At 67.3% G+C, this 18,807-nt stretch carries 18 protein-coding genes; 5 read left to right on the forward strand and 13 right to left on the reverse strand.

Annotation, left to right across the window (positions count from 1 at the left end):
• Window position 1: 1 nt before the first annotated feature.
• The 9 genes from N5J29_RS13160 to N5J29_RS13200 all read right to left on the reverse strand — a co-directional run bounded on the left by N5J29_RS13160 (window position 2) and on the right by N5J29_RS13200 (window position 7,403).
• Window positions 2-1,135, reverse strand: a complete 1,134-nt coding sequence (locus N5J29_RS13160; protein ID WP_164152917.1) for a flagellar basal body P-ring protein FlgI — start codon at window positions 1,133-1,135, stop codon at window positions 2-4.
• Between the two features lie 2 nt (window positions 1,136-1,137).
• Entirely contained in the window at window positions 1,138-1,830 is a 693-nt protein-coding gene (flgH, locus tag N5J29_RS13165; protein WP_074898853.1) for a flagellar basal body L-ring protein FlgH, read from the reverse strand.
• 22 nt (window positions 1,831-1,852) lie between these two features.
• Window positions 1,853-2,638: a flagellar basal-body rod protein FlgG gene (gene flgG, locus N5J29_RS13170; RefSeq protein WP_053517910.1), complete on the reverse strand. Its 786-nt coding sequence runs from the start codon at window positions 2,636-2,638 to the stop codon at window positions 1,853-1,855.
• A gap of 103 nt (window positions 2,639-2,741) precedes the next feature.
• Window positions 2,742-3,491 (reverse strand): flagellar basal body rod protein FlgF, encoded by a 750-nt coding sequence (locus N5J29_RS13175; RefSeq protein WP_164152916.1) that lies wholly within the window; start codon window positions 3,489-3,491, stop codon window positions 2,742-2,744.
• A 32-nt stretch (window positions 3,492-3,523) separates the two neighbouring features.
• Window positions 3,524-4,747: a flagellar hook protein FlgE gene (gene flgE, locus N5J29_RS13180; RefSeq protein WP_053517912.1), complete on the reverse strand. Its 1,224-nt coding sequence runs from the start codon at window positions 4,745-4,747 to the stop codon at window positions 3,524-3,526.
• Between the two features lie 31 nt (window positions 4,748-4,778).
• Window positions 4,779-5,462: a flagellar hook capping FlgD N-terminal domain-containing protein gene (locus N5J29_RS13185; protein WP_053517914.1), complete on the reverse strand. Its 684-nt coding sequence runs from the start codon at window positions 5,460-5,462 to the stop codon at window positions 4,779-4,781.
• A 23-nt stretch (window positions 5,463-5,485) separates the two neighbouring features.
• Window positions 5,486-5,893 (reverse strand): flagellar basal body rod protein FlgC, encoded by a 408-nt coding sequence (gene flgC, locus N5J29_RS13190; RefSeq protein ID WP_053517916.1) that lies wholly within the window; start codon window positions 5,891-5,893, stop codon window positions 5,486-5,488.
• Between the two features lie 3 nt (window positions 5,894-5,896).
• Window positions 5,897-6,292 carry a flagellar basal body rod protein FlgB gene (gene flgB / locus N5J29_RS13195; RefSeq protein WP_053517917.1) on the reverse strand — a complete coding sequence of 132 codons (396 nt, stop codon included), beginning with the start codon at window positions 6,290-6,292 and terminating at the stop codon, window positions 5,897-5,899.
• Window positions 6,293-6,458: 166 nt separating this feature from the next.
• Complete coding sequence (locus N5J29_RS13200) at window positions 6,459-7,403, reverse strand: chemotaxis protein (protein WP_053517918.1); 945 nt, start codon at window positions 7,401-7,403, stop codon at window positions 6,459-6,461.
• A 129-nt stretch (window positions 7,404-7,532) separates the two neighbouring features.
• Here N5J29_RS13200 and flgA point away from each other — a divergent pair, with 129 nt between their 5' ends.
• From flgA to N5J29_RS13220, 4 genes are all read left to right on the forward strand, one after another.
• A complete protein-coding gene (flgA, locus tag N5J29_RS13205) occupies window positions 7,533-8,189 on the forward strand; it encodes a flagellar basal body P-ring formation chaperone FlgA (RefSeq protein WP_065182183.1) in 657 nt (218 codons plus the stop codon).
• A gap of 75 nt (window positions 8,190-8,264) precedes the next feature.
• Entirely contained in the window at window positions 8,265-8,570 is a 306-nt protein-coding gene (flgM, locus tag N5J29_RS13210) for a flagellar biosynthesis anti-sigma factor FlgM (protein ID WP_053517921.1), read from the forward strand.
• Complete coding sequence (locus N5J29_RS13215) at window positions 8,567-8,905, forward strand: flagella protein (RefSeq protein WP_053517922.1); 339 nt, start codon at window positions 8,567-8,569, stop codon at window positions 8,903-8,905. The genes flgM and N5J29_RS13215 overlap by 4 nt, the downstream gene beginning before the upstream one ends.
• Window positions 8,906-8,996: 91 nt before the next feature.
• Window positions 8,997-10,214, forward strand: a complete 1,218-nt coding sequence (locus N5J29_RS13220; protein WP_065175707.1) for an ATP-binding protein — start codon at window positions 8,997-8,999, stop codon at window positions 10,212-10,214.
• Between the two features lie 54 nt (window positions 10,215-10,268).
• On the opposite strand, the gene N5J29_RS13225 is transcribed toward N5J29_RS13220, so the two are convergent.
• Together N5J29_RS13225 and N5J29_RS13230 are read right to left on the reverse strand one after the other, a co-directional pair.
• Window positions 10,269-12,044, reverse strand: coding sequence for an EAL domain-containing protein (locus N5J29_RS13225; RefSeq protein ID WP_053517925.1), 1,776 nt, complete (start codon window positions 12,042-12,044; stop codon window positions 10,269-10,271).
• A 4-nt stretch (window positions 12,045-12,048) separates the two neighbouring features.
• Window positions 12,049-14,151, reverse strand: coding sequence for a PAS domain S-box protein (locus N5J29_RS13230; protein ID WP_111187002.1), 2,103 nt, complete (start codon window positions 14,149-14,151; stop codon window positions 12,049-12,051).
• Between the two features lie 131 nt (window positions 14,152-14,282).
• Between N5J29_RS13230 and N5J29_RS13235 the strand changes: the two genes are divergently transcribed.
• On the forward strand, window positions 14,283-17,045 hold the full coding sequence (locus N5J29_RS13235) for a GGDEF domain-containing phosphodiesterase (protein ID WP_053517927.1): 2,763 nt from the start codon (window positions 14,283-14,285) through the stop codon (window positions 17,043-17,045).
• 215 nt (window positions 17,046-17,260) lie between these two features.
• Here the strand turns inward: N5J29_RS13235 and N5J29_RS13240 are convergent, their stop codons facing one another.
• On the reverse strand, window positions 17,261-17,479 hold the full coding sequence (locus tag N5J29_RS13240) for a hypothetical protein (RefSeq protein ID WP_111187001.1): 219 nt from the start codon (window positions 17,477-17,479) through the stop codon (window positions 17,261-17,263).
• A gap of 98 nt (window positions 17,480-17,577) precedes the next feature.
• Complete coding sequence (locus tag N5J29_RS13245; protein ID WP_053517932.1) at window positions 17,578-18,768, reverse strand: methyl-accepting chemotaxis protein; 1,191 nt, start codon at window positions 18,766-18,768, stop codon at window positions 17,578-17,580.
• Between the last annotated feature and the right edge of the window lie 39 nt (window positions 18,769-18,807).

The following is an 18,807-nucleotide window of genomic DNA, read 5'->3' on the forward strand; positions in this document are numbered from 1 at the left end:
GTCAGATCACCTCGAGTTCGGCGCTCAGCGCGCCGGCCTGCTTCAGTGCTTCCAGGATCGCGATGAGGTCGCCCGGCGCGGCGCCGACGGCGTTCACCGCGTGCACGATCTCATCCAGTGTGGTCCCGCCATTGAACTTGAACATGCGGCTGCCATCGTTGGTGGCGGTGATGGTCGACTGCGGGCTGACCACCGTGCTGCCGCCGGCCAGTGCGTTGGGCTGGCTGACGTTGGTGTTCTCCTGGATGGTCACCGTCAACGAACCGTGCGAGATCGCCGCAGGGCCGACGCGGACCTGCTGGCCGATGACCACCGTGCCCGTACGCGAGTTGACCACGACCTTGGCCGGGGCGCTGCCCGGGGTCAGCTCCAGGTTCTCGATGCGGGCAAGCAGGCCGATGCGTGCACCCGGGTCGGTCGGCGCGGCCACCGCCACAGTCACGCCGTCGACGGCACGTGCCGCGCCTTCGCCGAAGGCGTTGTTGAGCGCGGCGACCATCCGCGAGACGGTGGTGAAGTCGTTGTTGTGCAGGTTCAGGGTGATTTCGCCGTTGGCACCGAACACATCCGGCAACGCGCGTTCGACAGTGGCACCGTTGGGAATGCGGCCGACGCTGGGCACGTTCACCGACACCCGCGAGCCATCCTTGCCCTGGGCACCGAAGCCGCCCACGATCAGGTTGCCCTGTGCGATGGCGTAGACCTGGCCATCAGCACCGCGCAGCGGCGCCATCAGCAGCGAGCCGCCACGCAGCGACACCGCGTTGCCGATCGAGGACACGGTGACATCGATGGGCTGCCCTGGCTTGGCGAACGGTGGCAGTTCGGCGTGGATCGCCACGGCGGCGACGTTCTTCAGCTGCGGATTGACGTTGGCCGGCACATTCACGCCCAGCTCCCCCAGCAGGTTCTTCAGGCTCTGCACGGTGAAGGGGGCCTGGCTGGTGCGGTCGCCACTGCCATCCAGGCCGACCACCAGGCCGTAGCCGACCAGCGCGTTGCCGCGCACGCCGCCGACCTGGGCCAGATCCTTGATGCGCTCGGCATTGGCGGGCGCAGCCACTGCCAGCAGCACCAGGCAGCACAGCGATGACAGGCGGTGCCAGGAAGAGAAGAAGGTAAGCGTCATGGCCATGCTCAGAACGGCGTCAGGCCGGAGTTGAAGAAGCGGCTCAGCCAGCCCATCGCGTTGGATTGCGCGACCGGACCGCGGCCGCCGTAGACGATGCGGGCCTCGGCCACACGGCTGGAGGGAAGGGTGTTGTCCGGGCTGATGTCACCCGGGCGCACGATGCCCTGCACCTGCACCAGCTCGTCGCCCTGGTTCAGGCGCAGATTCTTCTGACCCTGCACGACCAGGTTGCCATTGGGCAGGCGCTGGATCACGGTGACCGTGACGCTGCCCTGCAGGCGGTTGCTCTGTGCGCTGTTGCCCTTGCCGGTGAAGTCGCGCGCGCCCTTGGCGCTGGCGCTGAGGATGTCCTTGCCGCCCAGGGTGACCGGCGCACCGAATATCGAGGGCGTCCCCAGGCTCAGATTCGATTCCTTGTTGGTGGCGGTGTTGGCGCTGGTCTGCGCGGTGGTGTTTTCCAGCAGCGTGATGGTCAGCAGGTCGCCGACATCACGCGCGCGGCGGTCCGAGTACAGCTGCAGGGTTGGACCTGCCGCATAGATCGCACCGGCCGTCGGCTCCGCCTGGGGCGGCATGATCGGCTGCAGCGGCGCCATCGCGGGGTAGGGGCGCACGTCGCCGGCAATCACGCAGCCGCCGAGCAGGGCGGCCATCGTGCTGGCGAGGACAGTGCGGGCGAGGGTGGAAATGGGCGACATGGCGTTATCCCGGTTGGGCCGGTCAGATCTTGTTGTTGAGGTAGGCCAGCATGGAGTCGGTGGTCGAGATCGCCTTGGCGTTCATCTCGTAGGCGCGCTGGGTTTCGATCATCGACACCAGCTCCTCCACCACGTTCACGTTGCTGCCTTCGAGCGCACCCTGGACCACGTTGCCGAGCCCGTTCAGGCCCGGGTTGCCGTTCTGCGCCGGCCCCGAGGCGGTGGTTTCCAGGAACAGGTTCTCGCCGCGCGCCTGCAGGCCTGCGGGATTGACGAAGTCGGTCAGGGTCAGCGCACCGATTTCCACCGATGCGGCGTCGTCGGCCATCTTCACGCTGATGGTGCCGTCGCTGCCGATGGTTACCGACTGCGCGCCTTCGGGAATCTGGATGCCGGGCTGCACCGGGTAACCGCTGTTGGTGACCAGTTCGCTGTCCTGGTTGATCTTGAACGAGCCGTCGCGGGTGTAGGCGGAGCTGCCATCGGGCAGCTGCACCTCGAAGAAGCCCCGGCCATTGACCATCACGTCCAGCGCGCGGCCGGTCTGCTGCTGGCTGCCCTGCTCGAAGTTCTTGGCGGTGGCCACCACGCGCACGCCCGTGCCCAGCTGCAGGCCGGTCGGCAGCTGGGTCTGCGCCGACGATGCGCCGCCCGGCTGGCGGACCTGCTGGTACAACAGATCCTCGAAGCTGGCGCGGTCCTGCTTGAAGCCGGTGGTGTTGGTGTTGGCGAGGTTGTTGGAAACCACCGACATGCGCATCTGCTGCGCATCCAGTCCGGTTTTCGCGATCCACAATGCCTGGTTCATCTTCGGAGTCCTGTCTGGCTGAAACCGGCCGCGTGCTGCGGCCCATGGGGTACGGCGTGCAAGCGGTGTGCCAGTGCCGTTACGCGGCGCCGGCGGAATTCCGTCAGCTGCCCAGTCGCAGCAGGCTGTTGGCGCTGCGTGCGTTGTCATCACCGTGCTTGATCACCTGCACCTGCATTTCGTACTGGCGCTGCAGCTGGATCATCTGCACCAGTGCACCAGCGGCATCGACGTTGCTGCCTTCCAGCTGGCCGCTGTGCACGGTGGGCCCGAGGGCCTGGGCGAACGGCTGCAGCGGATCGGTGTTGCGGAACAGGCCATCAAGACCGCGCTCGAGCCGTTCGTCCGGTGCCTGCACCACCTTGATCCGGCCGATCATGGCCATGGTCTGCGGGCCTTCACCCTGCGGGATGATCGAGATCGTGCCGTCGTTGCCGATCTCCATCGCCTGGTAAGGCGGAATGGCGATCGGGTTGTTGTTGTCATCCAGTACCGCGCGCCCACCGGAAGTCACCAGCTGACCGTTCGGTGTCACCGACAGTGCCGCGCCGCGCGTGTACGCTTCGCTGCCGTCGGTGGACTGCACGGCCAGCCAGGTGCCGGTCTGCAGCGCCAGGTCCAGCGGCTTGCCGGTGATGTGCTGCGCACCGGGCCGGCGGTTGAAGCCGGCGTCGACGTGCAGCGCATCGACCCGCGAGGCAAAGCCCCGGCCCTGGATCGGGAAGGCCTCGGTGTTGGCCAGCGCTTCCTTGAAGCCGGGGGTATCGGAGTTGGCGAGGTTGTGGCTGAGCGTTCCCTGCGCCTGCAGGGAGGCGCGGGCACCGGTCATCGCCACGTAGAGGGCTTTATCCATGCGGGGAGTTCCGTGACAGGGTCAGCGGCTCATCAACGGATGTTGATGACGGTCTGGGTGATCTGGTCCTGGGTGGTGATCATCTGTGCGTTGGCCTGGAAGTTGCGCTGCGCGGTGATCATGTTGACCAGCTGCTCGGTCAGGTCGACAGTGGACGCCTCCAGCGAGCCGGCCTGGATCTTGCCGAGGTTGGAGGTATCGGGCATTCCGGTACGGGCCGTACCCGAATCGAACGTCTCCGCCCACACGTTGTTGCCCTTCTGCTCCAGGCCCTGCGGGTTGTTGAAGGTGGTCAGCGCAACCTGGCCGAGCGGCTTGTCGTCGCCATTGGAGTAGCGTGCGTAGACCACGCCGGTGTCCGACACCGTGATTTCGTTGAGCTTGCCCGCGGCGTAACCGTCCTGCTGGGTGTTGCGCAGGGCGAACTTCTCGCCGTACTGGGTCGAGCCGCTCACGTCCAGGGTCATGTTCAACTCGCCCGCGCCGGTGGTCGGGGTGAACGTGCCGAGGCTGATCCTGCCGTTGGCCGGTGCGGTCAGCTTGCCGCTGTTGTCGAAGGTGACCGGCGTCGGGGTACCTGCGGGTTCGCCGTCCACGAAGTTGTGCACGGTCCACTGGTTGACGCCGGCTTCCTTGACGAAGTACGACACCTGGATGTGGCTCACGCCCAGCGAGTCATACACGGTAATGCCGCCGCTGGAGTGGTTGTAGCTGTTGGAATTGGTGGCATCGAACGGCTGCACCGTCGGTTCCTTGGCGTTGGCCGGCAGGGTGAAACCAACCTTTACATCGCTGGTCTGCCGGGGCGGGCTGTCGGTGGTCAGCAGCTGCAGGTCGATCATGCGACCGGCGTCGAAGTTGGTGCCGTCGGCGTTGGGCGCGAACACCTGCAGGCGCGCGCCCTGCGGGTTGGTCACGTAGCCTGCGGCATCGGTCTGGAAGTTGCCGGCACGCGAGTACACCCGCTGGCCGTTCATGTTCATGGTGAAGAAGCCCTCACCGGAAATCGCCATGTCCAGGCTGCGGCCGGTCTGCTCGTTGTTGCCCTGGATGAACTGCTGGGCCACGTTGGAGACGCGCACGCCCGAGCCGACCGCGTTCTTCGACAGGCCGTAGCTGGTGGCGGCGAACAGGTCGGCGAACTCGGCGCGCGACTGCTTGAAGCCGGTGGTGTTGACGTTGGCGACGTTGTTGGCGGTGACGCTCAGGTCGGAGTTGGCGGCATTGATGCCGGACAGCGAGACATTGAAGCCCATGGGATGCTCCTGGTAGATGCGGGTAGGCGGCTCAGCTGACGCGGAGCACGTAGTCGATCGGGGCCGTGCCCAGGCCCTTGAGGTTCAGGTACAGGCCATCGGAACCGACGGTCACGCTTTCCACCGGTGCCTGCACATAGGTGGACAGCTTGGTGCTCTTGCCAGCGGTATCGACATGGTTGGCGACCACGCTGTACTTGCCCGGCTCCATGCGGTTGCCGGCGGCATCCTTGCCATCCCACTGGAATGCGGTTTCGCCCGCGGCCTTGGCCTCGACGCTGATCGAGGTGACCTTGGCGCCGTTGGCATCGGTGATGTCCACGGTGATGATGCCGGCGCCGGGCGCGGCCACCGTGCCCTCGACGCTGCCTTCGTTCTCCAGCACCAGCTTCTCGGACGGCACCAGCACCTGGTGTCCCACCAGCGCGGCGCCACGCAGCACCTGGTCGCTGGCCATCGACTGCTGGAAGCCCTGCACCGTGGTGTTCAGATCGGTGATGCCCTGCACGGTCGACATCTGCGCCATCTGCGCGACCATCTGCGTGTTGTCCATGGGCTTGAGCGGGTCCTGGTGCTGCAGCTGCTCGGTCATCAGGCGCAGGAAGTCGGCCTGGTCCAGGGTGTTCTTCTTCTTGGTGGCGTTGCTGTTGGGAGCATTCAGGCCCAGTGCGGAGTAGACGTCCTGGCTGGTCTGGTTGTTGACGGCAGTGGTCATGGCGGTATCCGGTACTGCGGGCCTCAGCGGCCCATGGTCAGGGTGGCCAGGGCCAGTTCCTTGGCGGTGGTCAACATCTCCACGCCGGCCTGGTAGTTGCGTGAGGTCGAGATCAGATTGACCATCTGCGCGACAGGATCGACGTCGGGCTGGTAGATGTAACCGTCGGCGTCGGCAAGCGGATGGCCGGGCTCGTAGCGCTTGATCGGCGCCGCCTCGCTGCGGGTGATTTCCTTCACCTGCACCGAGGTGATGTTCGGGTCGTCCTTGCTCGTGACCGCCTGGAAGATCGGCTCCAGCGGCTTGTAGACGGCCTCGGCCGAGCCGGCAACGGTGTCGGCGTTGGACAGGTTGGAGGCGATGGTGCTCATGCGCACCGACTGCGCCTGCAGCGCGGAGCCGGCGATGTCGAAGATCGGCAGGTTGCTCATGGCTTATTGCCCCGTGATCGCGGTCAGCATGGAACGGACCTTGCTCTCGACGAAGCTGAGCGATGCGCGGTACTCCAGCGCGGCGCGACCGTAGGCGGCGCGCTCTGCATCCGGATCGACGGTATTGCCGTCAAGGCTGGGCTGGACACCCTCGCGCGCGATCTGGAACGGATTCAGGCCGTTGTTGATCGCATAGTGCTGCTCGTGGGTGGTGGCCATCAGGCCGTTGCCATCCTGTCCCTGTGCGCTGCGCAGGGCGGCGTCGAAGTCCAGGTCCTGGGCCTTGTAGCCGGGGGTATCGGCATTGCCGAGATTGCTGGCGATCAGCTTCATCCGCTGTTCGCGCAACGGCATGGCCTGGGCATGTACGCCCAGGTAGTCGGTAATCAGGTTGCGCACGATGCACTCCCACGGGAACGTTGCCCGGGAAGCTGCAAGCGGTGTGCCAAAAGGTCGTGGGCGGGGCGGGGCGCCGCTACGCTCGCCGGGCCATGCCCGGCGCTACCCAAGGGGCGGCCAACATCCGGTAGCGCCGGGCCATGCCCGGCGGGGAACCCCGGCGGCCTCAGGCCGCCATCGCCACCTTGCGCAGGCGGTCCAGCACGAAATCGGCCAGCTCGTGCGGGGAGTACTTGGCGACGAAGGCATTGGCGCCCACGCGCTCGACCATCGCGTTGTTGAATACGCCCGACAGCGAGGTATGCAGCAGCACGTACAGCCCCGCCAGCCCCGGATGGCGCCGGATTTCCGTCGTCAGCGTGTAGCCGTCCATCGCCGGCATCTCGATATCGGAGATGACCATGGCGTAGCGGTCGGCGGGATTCTCGCCCGAGGCGTGGATCTGCAGCAGGTGGTCCAGCGCCTGCCGGCCATCGGAGAGCAAGGTGGCGCCGACCCCCAGCTGGTCCAGCACGCTGCGGATCTGCTGGCGTGCCACCCGCGAGTCGTCCACCACCAGCACCTGCAGCTGCGGGCCGTCGGCGGGCATGGCCATCTGTGGATCGAGCACGGCCTCGCCCCGGATCTGCGCGATGTCGGCCAGCACGCTTTCCACGTCGATCACCTGGATCAGCTCGCCCTGGAAGCGGGTGACCGCCGTCAGATAGCTCGATTCAGCGCCCAGTTCCGGTGGCGGATGGATGTCCTCCACCGCGATGTTGACGATGCGCTCCACGCCGCTGACCAGGAAGCCCTGGATCGAGCGGTTGAATTCAGTGACGACAAGGTAGCCGGGCGAGGTATCGGCATCCGGCTCGCGCTCGGGATGGCCGATCGCCAGGCCCAGGTCCAGGACCGGCACCGAGCGTCCGCGTACATCGGCCACGCCGGCGAACTGCCCGGGCAGGCCGGGCACCTGGAACAGCTCCGGGCGCCGCAGCACTTCCTGCACCTTGAATACATTGACGCCAAAAAGCTGACGTCCGCCGAGGCGGAACAGCAGCAGCGCCAGTCGGTTGTGGCCGGCCAGGCGGGTCCGCTGGTCGATCCGGTTGAGCAGGTCATGGGACATGGCTGCTGTATCGGCGTGCAGCGGCGGGAACTTGAGGGTCCGATCCAGCGGCGCCGAGTGTGGTGCCGCGCGTCGCACTGGCACGCCGCTTGCACGCGTCCGGGCCAGGTCCCATCGACAGGAGGCGCCATGCGCCCGATCTCCTCCATCCTGGCAGTCGCACTGGCCATTGCCTCGCCCTGGGCAGTGGCCGCCGACTGGCAGCCGGTGGCCAGCATCCGTGCGGCGGCGTTGTCGAGCCTGCCTGCCGGCAGCGAAGGCGAGGCCCAGGTGGCTGACGCGCTGCGTCTTCCCCGGTGCGGGGGAGCGCTGCAGGTGCAGCCGACAGCGAACACCACGGTCGAGGTCAGCTGCCCCGATGCGGGCGGCTGGCGCCTGTTCGTACCGGTGAAGGTGCGGCGCAACCAGACGGTGCTGGTGCTTGCACGCGGCATCGCTGCTGGAGAAACGCTGACGGCTGCCGATATCAGTACCGCCCAACGCGATGCTGCACGCATTGCCGGGGCCGTGCTGGCCGATCCCAATGCAGCGATCGGCCGCATCGCCCGGCGTCCGCTGCAGGCTGGAACGCTGCTGTCGAGCAACGACCTGGTCACCCAGCGTCTCATCAAGCGCGGAGACAGTGTGGCGCTGGTGTCGCGGCGCGGCTCGGTCGAGGTGCGCATCGCGGGCCGGGCGATGGGCGATGCCGGCGAGAACGAACGCATCTCGGTGGAGAACCTGTCCTCGCGGCGCATCGTGCAGGGCACGGTGGATGCCCGTGGTGACGTAATCGTGGCGCGTTGAATTCCCGCAAGATTTCCCTAAAGATCACGGCCCTGCGGCCGTTATCCCTTGTGAACGGCAACTCCAGGACACCCCATGAGCCAGAAAATCGACGGCAACCTGCAGGTCCCCCAGGCACTGCGCAGCGTGACGAACCCGGCCAGCAAGCCCGGCGTCAGCAGCGACTCGCCGGCGCGTCCTGTGGAGGCGGCCGACAGCCTGCGCCTGACCGGCGAGGCCACCAATCTGCAGGCCATCGAACGCGAACTGACCACGGCGCCGGCGATCGACGCCCAGCGCGTGGCCGCCGTGCGCGAATCGCTGCAGAACGGCACCTATACGATCAATCCGGACGCGATCGCTTCGCGCATGCTTGAGCTGGACCAGCAGCTGCACGGATGACCGCGGCGATGAGCGAGCCGTTGCAGCGCCTGGCGCTGGCCCTGGACGTCGAACGCCAGGCCCTGGTCGAGCATGACGTGCACGCATTGATCCGCGCCACCGGCGCCAAGCTGGAGGCGCTGCGTGCGCTGGAAGGCGCACCGCCGGTGGGCGAGGGCGAACAGCTGCAGGAGCTGGCCGAGCGCAATCGCGCCAACGGCGTGCTGCTGTCGCGCAGGCGCCGCGAAGTGAACTGGGCGCTGCGCCAGCTGGGCCGCAGCGAAGAGGCCTCGGCCTACGATGCCAAGGGGCAGGCCCACGCAGTCACCGCTGGCCGTCCTCTGGCGGTGGCCTGACGCAACTTCGCGCGGACCTCCCGGCTCGCAGGCTGTCGCCTGCGGCACGACCGCGTATATTGGGCGCCTGTTCGAATGCCCCTGAGCCGCCGTGTCCGCTGCCAACGTCCTGGTTACCGCCCCCCTTCCACCACAGCCGGTGCTGCAGGCGTTGCTTGAACGCCTGCGCGAGGGCTTGCTGCTGTTCACCGAAGACGGTCAGGTCGCCTTGGCCAATCCGGCCGCGCAGAACCTGCTGGCCAGCGACGAAGGCCTTCTGCCGGCGCCACAGCGCCTGCGTCAGCTGCTGCCGCCGGACGCGCTGGAGCACGCCCGCCAGAACGGTCACTGGAACGGCAGCCTGCCGCTGGGCGAGGGCGTGGTGATCGCGCATCTGTACCATCACGGTCCGCCCGGGCAGGGCCACTACCTGGCACTGTTCCGCCACATCGAGGGCCAGGAAGACTACGAGCGCGAGCTGCAGCAGCGCCATGCCGAACTGCGCCAGGCCTACCTTCGATTGAACGGCACGCAGGAAAAGCTGCTGCAGTCGGAGAAGATGGCGTCCATCGGCCAGCTTGCCGCCGGCGTCGCGCACGAGATCAACAACCCGATCGGCTACGTGCACTCCAATCTCGGCAGCCTGCAGGAGTACCTGCGCAGCCTGTTCACCGTGATCGAGGCCTACGAGCGCGCCCTGCGTGCGCCCGACCCGAAGGCGCTCATCCCGGAGATCGACGACATCCGTGACCGGCTGGACATCGACTTCATCAGCCGCGATCTGCCACAGCTGATGGCCGAGTCACGCGAAGGCATCGAGCGGGTGACACGCATCGTGCGCGACCTCAAGGACTTCTCGTACTCCGGCCGCGATGAGTCGTGGAAGCTGGTTGACCTGCACGCCGGCCTCGAGTCCACCATCAACATCATCTGGAACGAGCTCAAGTACAAGGTCACCCTGGTGCGTGAGTTCGGCCAGCTGCCGCTGGTCGAGTGCCTGCCGTCCGAACTCAACCAGGTCTACATGAACCTGCTGCTCAACGCCGGCCATGCCATCGCCGAGCGTGGCACCATCACCGTGCGTACCGGTGTGGAGGGCGACCATGTCTGGGTCGAGTTCGAGGATACCGGTGGCGGCATCTCGCCCGAACTGCGCCAGCGCATCTTCGACCCGTTCTTCACCACCAAGCCGGTGGGCAGCGGAACCGGCCTGGGCCTGTCGATCTCCTACAGCATCATCAACAAGCACCACGGTCGCATCGATCTGGACAGCACCCCCGGCGTCGGCTCGCGCTTCCGCGTGGTGTTGCCGGTGAAGCAGCCGCGCTGAGCCGCCGCACGGCACAGGTGCACGGTAGCGCCGGGCCATGCCCGGCGGCCTCCATCATCGCAACGGCGGGCGATCCTCGCCGCCGTCACCTGCGTCCATCGCCACCGGGCCGGCATTGCTGCGGCGCTGTTCCTCGTAGGTACGGAAGGCCTGGTGGATGTGCTTGCGCAGCTCGTCGTCGTTCCATGGCTTGGTCAGGAAGCGGTAGATCGCGCCGCGGTTGATCGCGTCGGTCACCGTGTTCAGATCGGTGTAGCCGGACAGCACGAGACGGATGGTGTCGGGGTACAGCATTTTCACCCGGCCCAGGAACTCGGTGCCGCTCATGTCGCTCATGCGCTGGTCGGACAGGATCACCTGCACATCGTTGATCGCCAGCAGATCGAAGGCGTCGCGCACGTTGCCGGCGGCGAGGATGCGGTAGCCGTCGCGACGGAACAGCCGCACCAGCGAGCGCAGCACGTTCTCTTCATCGTCCAGCAGCAGCAGGGTGCGGTCCGGGCGGGTCTCGGCGAATGCTTCCGGGCGCAGGTAGCGCCGGCGCAGGGTCATGCCCGCGGCATCGGCCGACATCGGTTCGCCGAACAGATAGCCCTGGAACACATCGCAGTCGTTGCGGCGCAGGAAGCCCAGCTGTGCCTGCGATTCCACACCGTTGGCGATCACCGTCATGCCCAGCTGGTGGCCCATGGCGATGATCGCACGGGCGATGGCGGCCTCGCGGTTGCCGGCCGGTGCGCTTTTGATGAAGCTGCGGTCGATCTTCAGCTTGTCCACCGGATAGCGCACCAGCGCGCTCAGGCTGGAGTCGCCGGTGCCGAAGTTGTCCAGGCTCAGGCTGATGCCTTCGTTGCGCAGGTTGGCCAGGGTCTCGTGGACGAAATTGACGTTGTTGGTCAGCGCGCTTTCGTTGATCTCCAGCGTCAGCATCTGCGCCGGCACGCCCGCTGCCTGCAGCAGCGACATCACTTCGGCGAAGAAATTCGGTCGCAGCAGCTGCAGGGTGGAGACATTCACCGCAATGGTGAAGTCGTCGAAACCCTGGTCGCGCCACAGCCGGGCCTGCTTGAGCGCGCCCTCCAGCACCCAGGTACCGATCTGCACGATGATGCCGAGCCGCTCGGCCGTTCGCATGAAGCGCTCCGGTACCAGCATCCCCAGCGTCGGCGACTGCCAGCGCAGCAGGGCTTCCATGCCCACCACATGGCCATCGCGTGCGCTGACCAGGGGCTGGTAGCGCAGCTTCAGCTCGGCATTGGGGATGGCATCGACGATCTGGCGCGCGATGATGCTCTCGCTGTGCGCGCTGGGTGGTGTGTCCACGGCATGGATGCGCACCGCGTTGCCACCCTCGCGGGCGGCCTGGTACAGCGCATCTTCAGCATGATCGAGCAGGCGCGAGGTGCTGCTGGCATGCTCCGGGCACAGGCTGACGCCCAGCTTGCCGGTCATGAACAGGGTATAGGGCAGCACCGACAGCGGCAGTTCCATCTGCTGGCGGATTTCTTCGGCGAAGTCCTCCGGCAGCGGCAGGTCGGCGTCGCGCGGCACGGCGATCAGGAACTCGTCGCTGCCATGGCGCCACAGCTTGCCGCGCCCGCGCAGGTAGGACTGCAGGCGTTGCGCCACCAGTACCAGCGCCTGGTCACCCACTTCCGCGCTCATGTTCTCGTTGACCGACGCGAAGTGGTCGATGTCCACATGCATCAGCATCAACGGCGTGCCACCCGAAGCGGCTTCGGCCACCATCGCCTGCAGCTCGGGATTGCCGGCGCCAAGGCGGTCAGGGGCATCGTCGATGCTGACCAGCGGCAGATTGGGATTCCACATAGGCTCAGTAATCCGGTGTTTCGACGGCAGCCGCGCAGGCTGCCTGGTAGGGAAGATGGACATCGACCAGGGTGCCGGCGCCGTGCGCCGACTCGATCCGCACGTGGCCGCCCACGCTCTGCGCACGTTCGCGCATGACGATCAGGCCCAGGCCGCGCGGGCCGTCAGGGTCGAAACCCTCGCCGTCGTCGCGGATCTGCAGGTGCAGCCCGCGCTGGCCGACATCGCGCAGCTGCAGCTGCACCTGGCTGGCGCGGGCGTGGCGCAGTACGTTGGTCAGGCTTTCCTGGGCGATGCGGAAGCAGGCCTGCTCGATGCTGTTGTCGGGCCGATGCGGCAGGGGCTCGATTTCGGCCAGCAGTTCCACCGGTGAGGAGCGGAACAGTACCCGTGCCTGCCAGCTCAGTGCCGCCTCCAGGCCCAGCGCATCCAGCTGTGGAGGCCGCAGCAGGGTGGAGATGTCACGCAGCTTGGCCACCGTGGTGTCGGCCAGGCTGACGATCTGTGCCAGATCCTCGCTGCGGCGCTTCGGATCGTCTTCGTCCTGCGCGGCATAGGCGGAGAGCTTGATGGCGGTGATGGCCTGCCCGATGTCATCGTGCAGGTCGCGCGAGATCGCGCGGCGCTCGTCCTCCTGCAGCGAGAACAACCGACCGGCCATCGCCTGTAGTTCGCGGTTGCTGGTCTCCAGCGCACTGCGGGTGCGCTCGGAATCGCTCAGGTCACGCACGATCAGCAGCTTGCAGTCGCGACCGCCGTAGCGGACTTCGCCCACGGCCAGGCCGGCGTGGAAGCTGCGGCCATCGGCACGCTGCATCGCCACCACGCTGCTGTGGCCGGGGCCGTGCTGGGGCTGGCCGGCCCGGAGCTGCACGCGTACCCGCGCCAGATCGCTGTCGGCGACCAGAGCCGCCAGCGGCTCGCCGAGCAGGGCATGGCCGCCATAGCCGAACAGACTCGCGGCCCAGGCGTTGGCGTACAGCACGTGCTCCTCGAAGAGGATCACCACGCCGTCCGGCAGTACACGCACCAGTTCGCGGAACTGTTCCTCACGTTCGCGCAGCAGCCGCCGCGACTGCTCGCGCTCGGTCACGTCCTGCAGCGTGCCGAGCACGCGGTCGCGGCCGGCCTCGTCAACGCCGCTGGCCGCGCGCAGGTGCACCATCAACGCGCGGCCATCCATCGACAGCAGCGGCAGCAGCACGTCCACCTGCACCGGTTCGCCGGAACACAGTTCGGCCAGCAGCTGGTCCGCCTGCGCGGCAGTGGCCGGATCGGCCGCCACCAGCAGTTCGTCGAAGCGATGCCAGCGGCGCGCTTCCGGCGGGCGCCGGCCGAGCAGGCGATAGACCTGGCTGGAGTACCGGCCCAGCCCGCTGGAGGGGTCCAGTTCCCAGGCGCCGATCTTCGCCAGCTCATGCGCTTCCTCCACCCGTGCCAGTGCCTGGTCCCGGCGCAGCTGTGCAAGGTCCTCGGCGGTGCGATCGATGGCAATCAGCAGGCGTGCGTTGTGGCCGTCGTAACCGATTGCGTTCGAGCGCAGCTCCATCTGCCGCAGGCTGCCATCGCGCAGCTGCAGCTGCGCCCGCAGGATGCACAGCTGCTCGGGCGCCTCCCGGATGGCTTCGAGCTTGGTCTGCAGCGCCTGGTCCTGGCCGGGCGGCCAGAGCACGTCGATGGTGCGCTCAAGCAGTTCCTCGCGCTCCCAGCCGAAGGCGCTGCAGGCCGCAGGATTGGCATCGAGAATGGCCAGGCTGTCCAGATCGTAGACCAGGATCGGCCCGGGATTGCCCTCGAACATCTGCCGCAGGCGCAGCTCGGAGGCCTGCAGGCGGGCATGGGTGAGCAGCACGTGCTCGGCCAGCGGCCGCAGCAGCAGGTACAGCAGCCCGGCGCTGGCCAGGGCGAAGAACGACCCTTTCAGGCTCTGCCACAGTGATGCCTGGTACGGATCGGGTACCAGCAGCTGCACGGCGCTGTCGGTGGCGATCATCCAGGCCAGGGCCATCGCCAGGTAACTCAGCACGATCCGCCGACGATCGCGGCCCAGCGATTGGGCCATCCGCGGGTCGGGAACAGGGGCGGTGCCGGTCGGTTCTGCGGGCATGGACAGGGCAGCAGGTAGGGGCGCCGGCCATCTTACCGCGCAGGTGCCCCGTAGCCACTCAATTATCCGCCGCAGGCGCCGTTAACCACTGCGTGCCCCGCTGTCGGGCGTTTCATCCGGAGCAAGATCGCGTGGACCAAGGGATCATCGCCAGCCTGCTGCAGCATCCGCTCGCGTCGGCGCTGGTCATCGTCGACCGCACTGGCCGTCCGCTGGCAGCCAATCCGGCCGCGCGCGAGCATGGCCTGCCGGCGACGGTCGCGGCCTACGCGCCGATGCTGGAGGACCTGCGTCTGCTGGCCGCCGACGGTGGCATTGTTGCGTGCAGCCTGCCGGGAGGGCCGCGCGGGCATTACGACGGCCACCTGCGCGCTGTGCATGACGGCGCCGGCAATCTGCTGGCCTTCACCCTGAGCGTGCCGGAACCGGTGCCGCTGGCGGGTGGCGGACGCTGGGAACTAGCGCTGGACAGCGCTGGCCACAGCCTGTGGGACTGGGATATTCCCAGCGATCGCGTCACCCGCACCCCTGGCCTGGGCGAAGAGACTGCCAGCGGAATGCTGGCGCGCGTGCACGGCGAGGACATCGGCCACGTGCGCGCCGCGCTGGATCAGCACCTGCGTGGAACCAGCGACCAGTACAGCGCGCAGTTCCGCTTCCGCCAGCCCGACGGGCAGTGGCGCTGGGTGCTTGATCGTGGCCGCGTGGTCGCGCGCACTGCCGACGGCCAGCCGCTGCGGATGGTTGGCACCCACACCGACATCGAACAGCAGAAGCAGCTGGAGGCGTTGCTGCACGAACAGCAGGTGCACCTGAGCGAGGCGCAGCGCATCGCCAGCATGGGCAGCTGGTCGTTCGATCCTGGCACGGGCTCCTTCTGGTGGTCGCCCGAACTGCGTTCGCTGCTGGCACTTGAGCCCGGCAACGTGCCCGGCCAGCGACGCTGGCTCAAGCAGCTGCATCCGCGTTCACGTGGAGCGCTGCGGGCAGCCTGGCGCCGCTTGTGGCGCGATGGCCGCTCCGCCAGCCTCGAACTGGAGCTGGCCCGCGGCAGCGGCGAACCATCGCTGCATCTGCGGCTGTGGATGCAGCCGCTGCTGGACGGCGAGGGCCAGCCCAAGCGGCTGCTGGGCCAGGTGCAGAACATCACCGAACAGCACCAGACCGATGCGCTGATCCGCTGGCGTACCGAGCTGCTCAACCGCGTTTCGGCCCTGGGCCGCATCGGAGGGTGCGAGATCGAGGTGCAGACCCGGCACATGCAATGGACCGAAGAGTGCTATCGCATCCACGGACTGCGCAAGGAGCCGATCACTCTGGACCAGGCGTTGGCGCTGTACACCGAGGACTCGCGCAGCGCGTTCGAGGCGGCGCTGGGCCGGATTGCCGGTGGCGGCCTGCCCGAGCAGCTGGATCTCTGCTTCTATCGTCAATCCGGCCTGCGCGTATGGGTGCAGGTGCTGATCGAGCTGGATCGGCGCGATGGCCTGCCGCCACGTTTCGTGGTGCTGTTCCGTGACATCACGCGTGAGCGCGAGGCCAACGAGCGCATCGAGCTGCTGGCCCATTACGACCTGCTGACCGGCCTGCCGAACCGGGTGCTGCTGGGCGAGCAGACGGCTGAAGCAATCGAGGAAGCGCGTGATCGCGGCACCTCGCTGGCGATGCTGTTCATCGACCTGGATGGCTTCAAGACCATCAACGACAGCTTCGGCCATGCCACCGGTGATGCGCTGCTGAAGGCGGCGGCCACCCGGCTGCACCAGAACCTGCGCAACAATGATCTGTTCGGCCGCTTCAGCGGTGACGAATTCATCGTGGTGCTGCGCGACCTGGCCGAACCGGAAGACGCTGGCCACGTGGCGCGCAAGCTGATCGGCTCGCTGGCCGAGCCGCTGCGCCGAGGCGATACCACGCTGAAGGTGGGGGCCAGCGTGGGCATCGCCATGCTGGGCGATACCCAGACCGATTTCGATTCACTGCTGCGCGCCGCCGATGCCGCGATGTATGCGGCCAAGGAAGCCGGTCGCAACACCTACCAGTACTACAGCCAGGACGCACTGGCCCGCATCCAGCGCCGGCTTGAGCTGGAGCATGCACTGCATGGCGCGATCGAGCGCGAGGAGTTCAGCCTGGCCTATCAGCCGCTGCTGCACGCCCACCTTGGCGAGCCGCCGGCCATCGAAGCACTGCTGCGCTGGCATCGACCCGGCATCGGCTACTGCAGTCCGGCCGAGTTCATTCCCATCGCAGAGAAGTGCGGTGAAATCGTGCGCATCGGCGACTGGGTACTGAACGAAGCCTGCCGCCAGGCCACTGCCTGGGACAGAGCCGGTCTGCACTTCGACCGCATCGCGGTGAACGTCTCGGCCGTGCAGCTGCGTGATCGCGGCTTCGCCGAGCGGGTGATCGAGATCTGCCATGCCCATGGCTGGCCGCCACAGCGCCTGGAACTGGAGCTGACCGAGTCGGCGCTGATCCGTGACACCGACATCCTGCGTCATTGCTTCGACGTGCTGGAACGGCACGGTGTGCCGCTGGCGGTGGACGATTTCGGAACGGGATTCTCCAACCTCAACTACCTCAACCGGTTCCCGGTGGGCCGTCTGAAGATCGACCGCAGCTTCGTGCAGGGCATGCTGCACGACTCGGGTACGGCCGAGGTGACCCAGGCCATCGTGCACCTGGGCCACGCGCTGGGCATGAAGGTCGTGGCCGAAGGTGTGGAAACGCACCAGGAAGAAGACATGCTGCGCCGCCAGGGCTGCGACGAGATCCAGGGCTACCTGTACTCGCGGCCGCTGAGCCCGCGCGACCTGGCGCAGTGGCTGCGCCAGCAGCATCAGTCACCGTCGCGCACGGACGCCGGCAACGAAGCGCTGCTGGTGCGTTGACGATTTGTGACCGCGTACCCGCGGTCTCCAGGCCTGTCCGGTTGCGATGAACCTGCGGCGCATATGAGCCGAGCATGGGCTCGGCGGCGCTTTCTGGTCGGAGCGATGGACATCCCTGCGCCTCAGCCGAGCATGGGCCTGTTTCACCGTAGAGCCGAGCGGACGCTCGGCTCTTTCATGTTCGGGCCGCGATAGACCCGGCAGACGCCCCGGCGCTACTTCAGGGCATCTCCATCCAACCCCAGGTCCCAGGCCATGCCCAGCAGTTCGCCGGCGGTACCGGGCGAGGGCGGGCGCGCATCGGCGAGCTGCTGCAGCTCGCGGATCTCCTCATGCGCGACCTTTTCCAGCTGCTGCAGCTGTTCTCGCACGCTGGCGTTGCGTGGGCGTTCGATGTCGGTGAGGGAGGAGGGCGGGGCGCTGATCAGGGCCATGGGGCGCGTACAGGATGCATTCGGCGGTGGATCACAGGCAAAGGCCCCGGTCGAGCCGGGGCCTTGCAGACTGCCGGAGAGGGCAGCGGACACGCGTCTCAGAACAGTTCGACGGTACCGGCGCCCATGTTCTGCTGGGCGACCGGCTTGTGCGGCGGGCGCTCCCATTCGTTGCGCAGTTCGCGCAGACGGTTGCCGGTGCGCTGCAGCGCGCTGGCGATCTCTTCGTCGAAGACGCCGCCATTGCGGTGCAGGAGTTCCTGCAGGGCCACCGCTTCGCGGTTGATCGCGGTCAGGCGGTCGAGGTGGGTATGCACGCCACCCAGCGCCTGCGTGGCGATATCTTCGAACTGCAGCGCGCGCACGGCCTCGGCGACGCTGCCGTCGATGGCACGCGCACACTCGGACACCTCGCGCATGCCTTCGCCCAGAGAAGCATTGATCTGTGCCACGTTGTCCAGCATGGCTGCTGCTTCCTGGCGTGCTTCGCGGGAGCGGTCCATGTCGCGCGAAGCCATGTGCGAGACCGTCTCGCGGACCTTGGCGATGGCGTCCTTGGAGCTGTGGGCCAGCTTTCGGATCTGTTCGTTGAAGGTGGTCGAGCGCTCGGACAGGTTGCGCACTTCGTCGGCGACCACCGCGAAGCCGCGGCCGGCCTCGCCGGCACGGGCCGCTTCGATGGCGGCATTCAGTGCCAGCAGGTTGGTCTGGTCGGCAATCGACTTGACGTCTTCCAGCAGCGCGAAGATGCCGTCCAGGTGCTGCGCCATCTGGTCGATGTGCTGCACGGTGGTAGAGCTCTGGCCGCTGACCTGTTCCAGCGCTTCCACCAGCTGTTCCATGCGATGGCTGGCATGCTGGGCGAACCGCGCAACGTCGAGGCCCGCACTGCCTTCATCGCCGGCACGGTCGACGATGCGCGACAGCGCCTGGCTCTGCTGGCGCGACTTGCGGTTCATTGCATCGAAGCTGCCGCCCAGGCTCGATACCGCCTGGCGGATCAGGTCGCGGGCGCGTTCCACTTCGCCGCGCGAACCGTCGATTTCGTTGCCGACGAAGCTGCGCAGTTCGGTCAGCAGCTGGTCCTGCTCACGCAGGACGCGGGCCTGTTCCGGTGAGCGGTGCGCCTGGGCGCGGGCGGTCCACCACGCAAAGCCCAGCCAGCTCAGCGTCATCGTGGTCAGGATCGCCCAGCGCAGGGCGGCCGGCCATTCGAAGCCGATGGCGAAGGGGAGCAGCAGGGTCAGGGCCAGCGGGGCGGCCAGACGGATGAAAATGCGTGAGTACATGGACGTTCTCGGGAGGTGCACGGAGGATGTATCGGCCGT

This window comes from Stenotrophomonas sp. GD03680 (genome assembly GCF_029844625.1).
Classification (GTDB): domain Bacteria; phylum Pseudomonadota; class Gammaproteobacteria; order Xanthomonadales; family Xanthomonadaceae; genus Stenotrophomonas; species Stenotrophomonas maltophilia_P.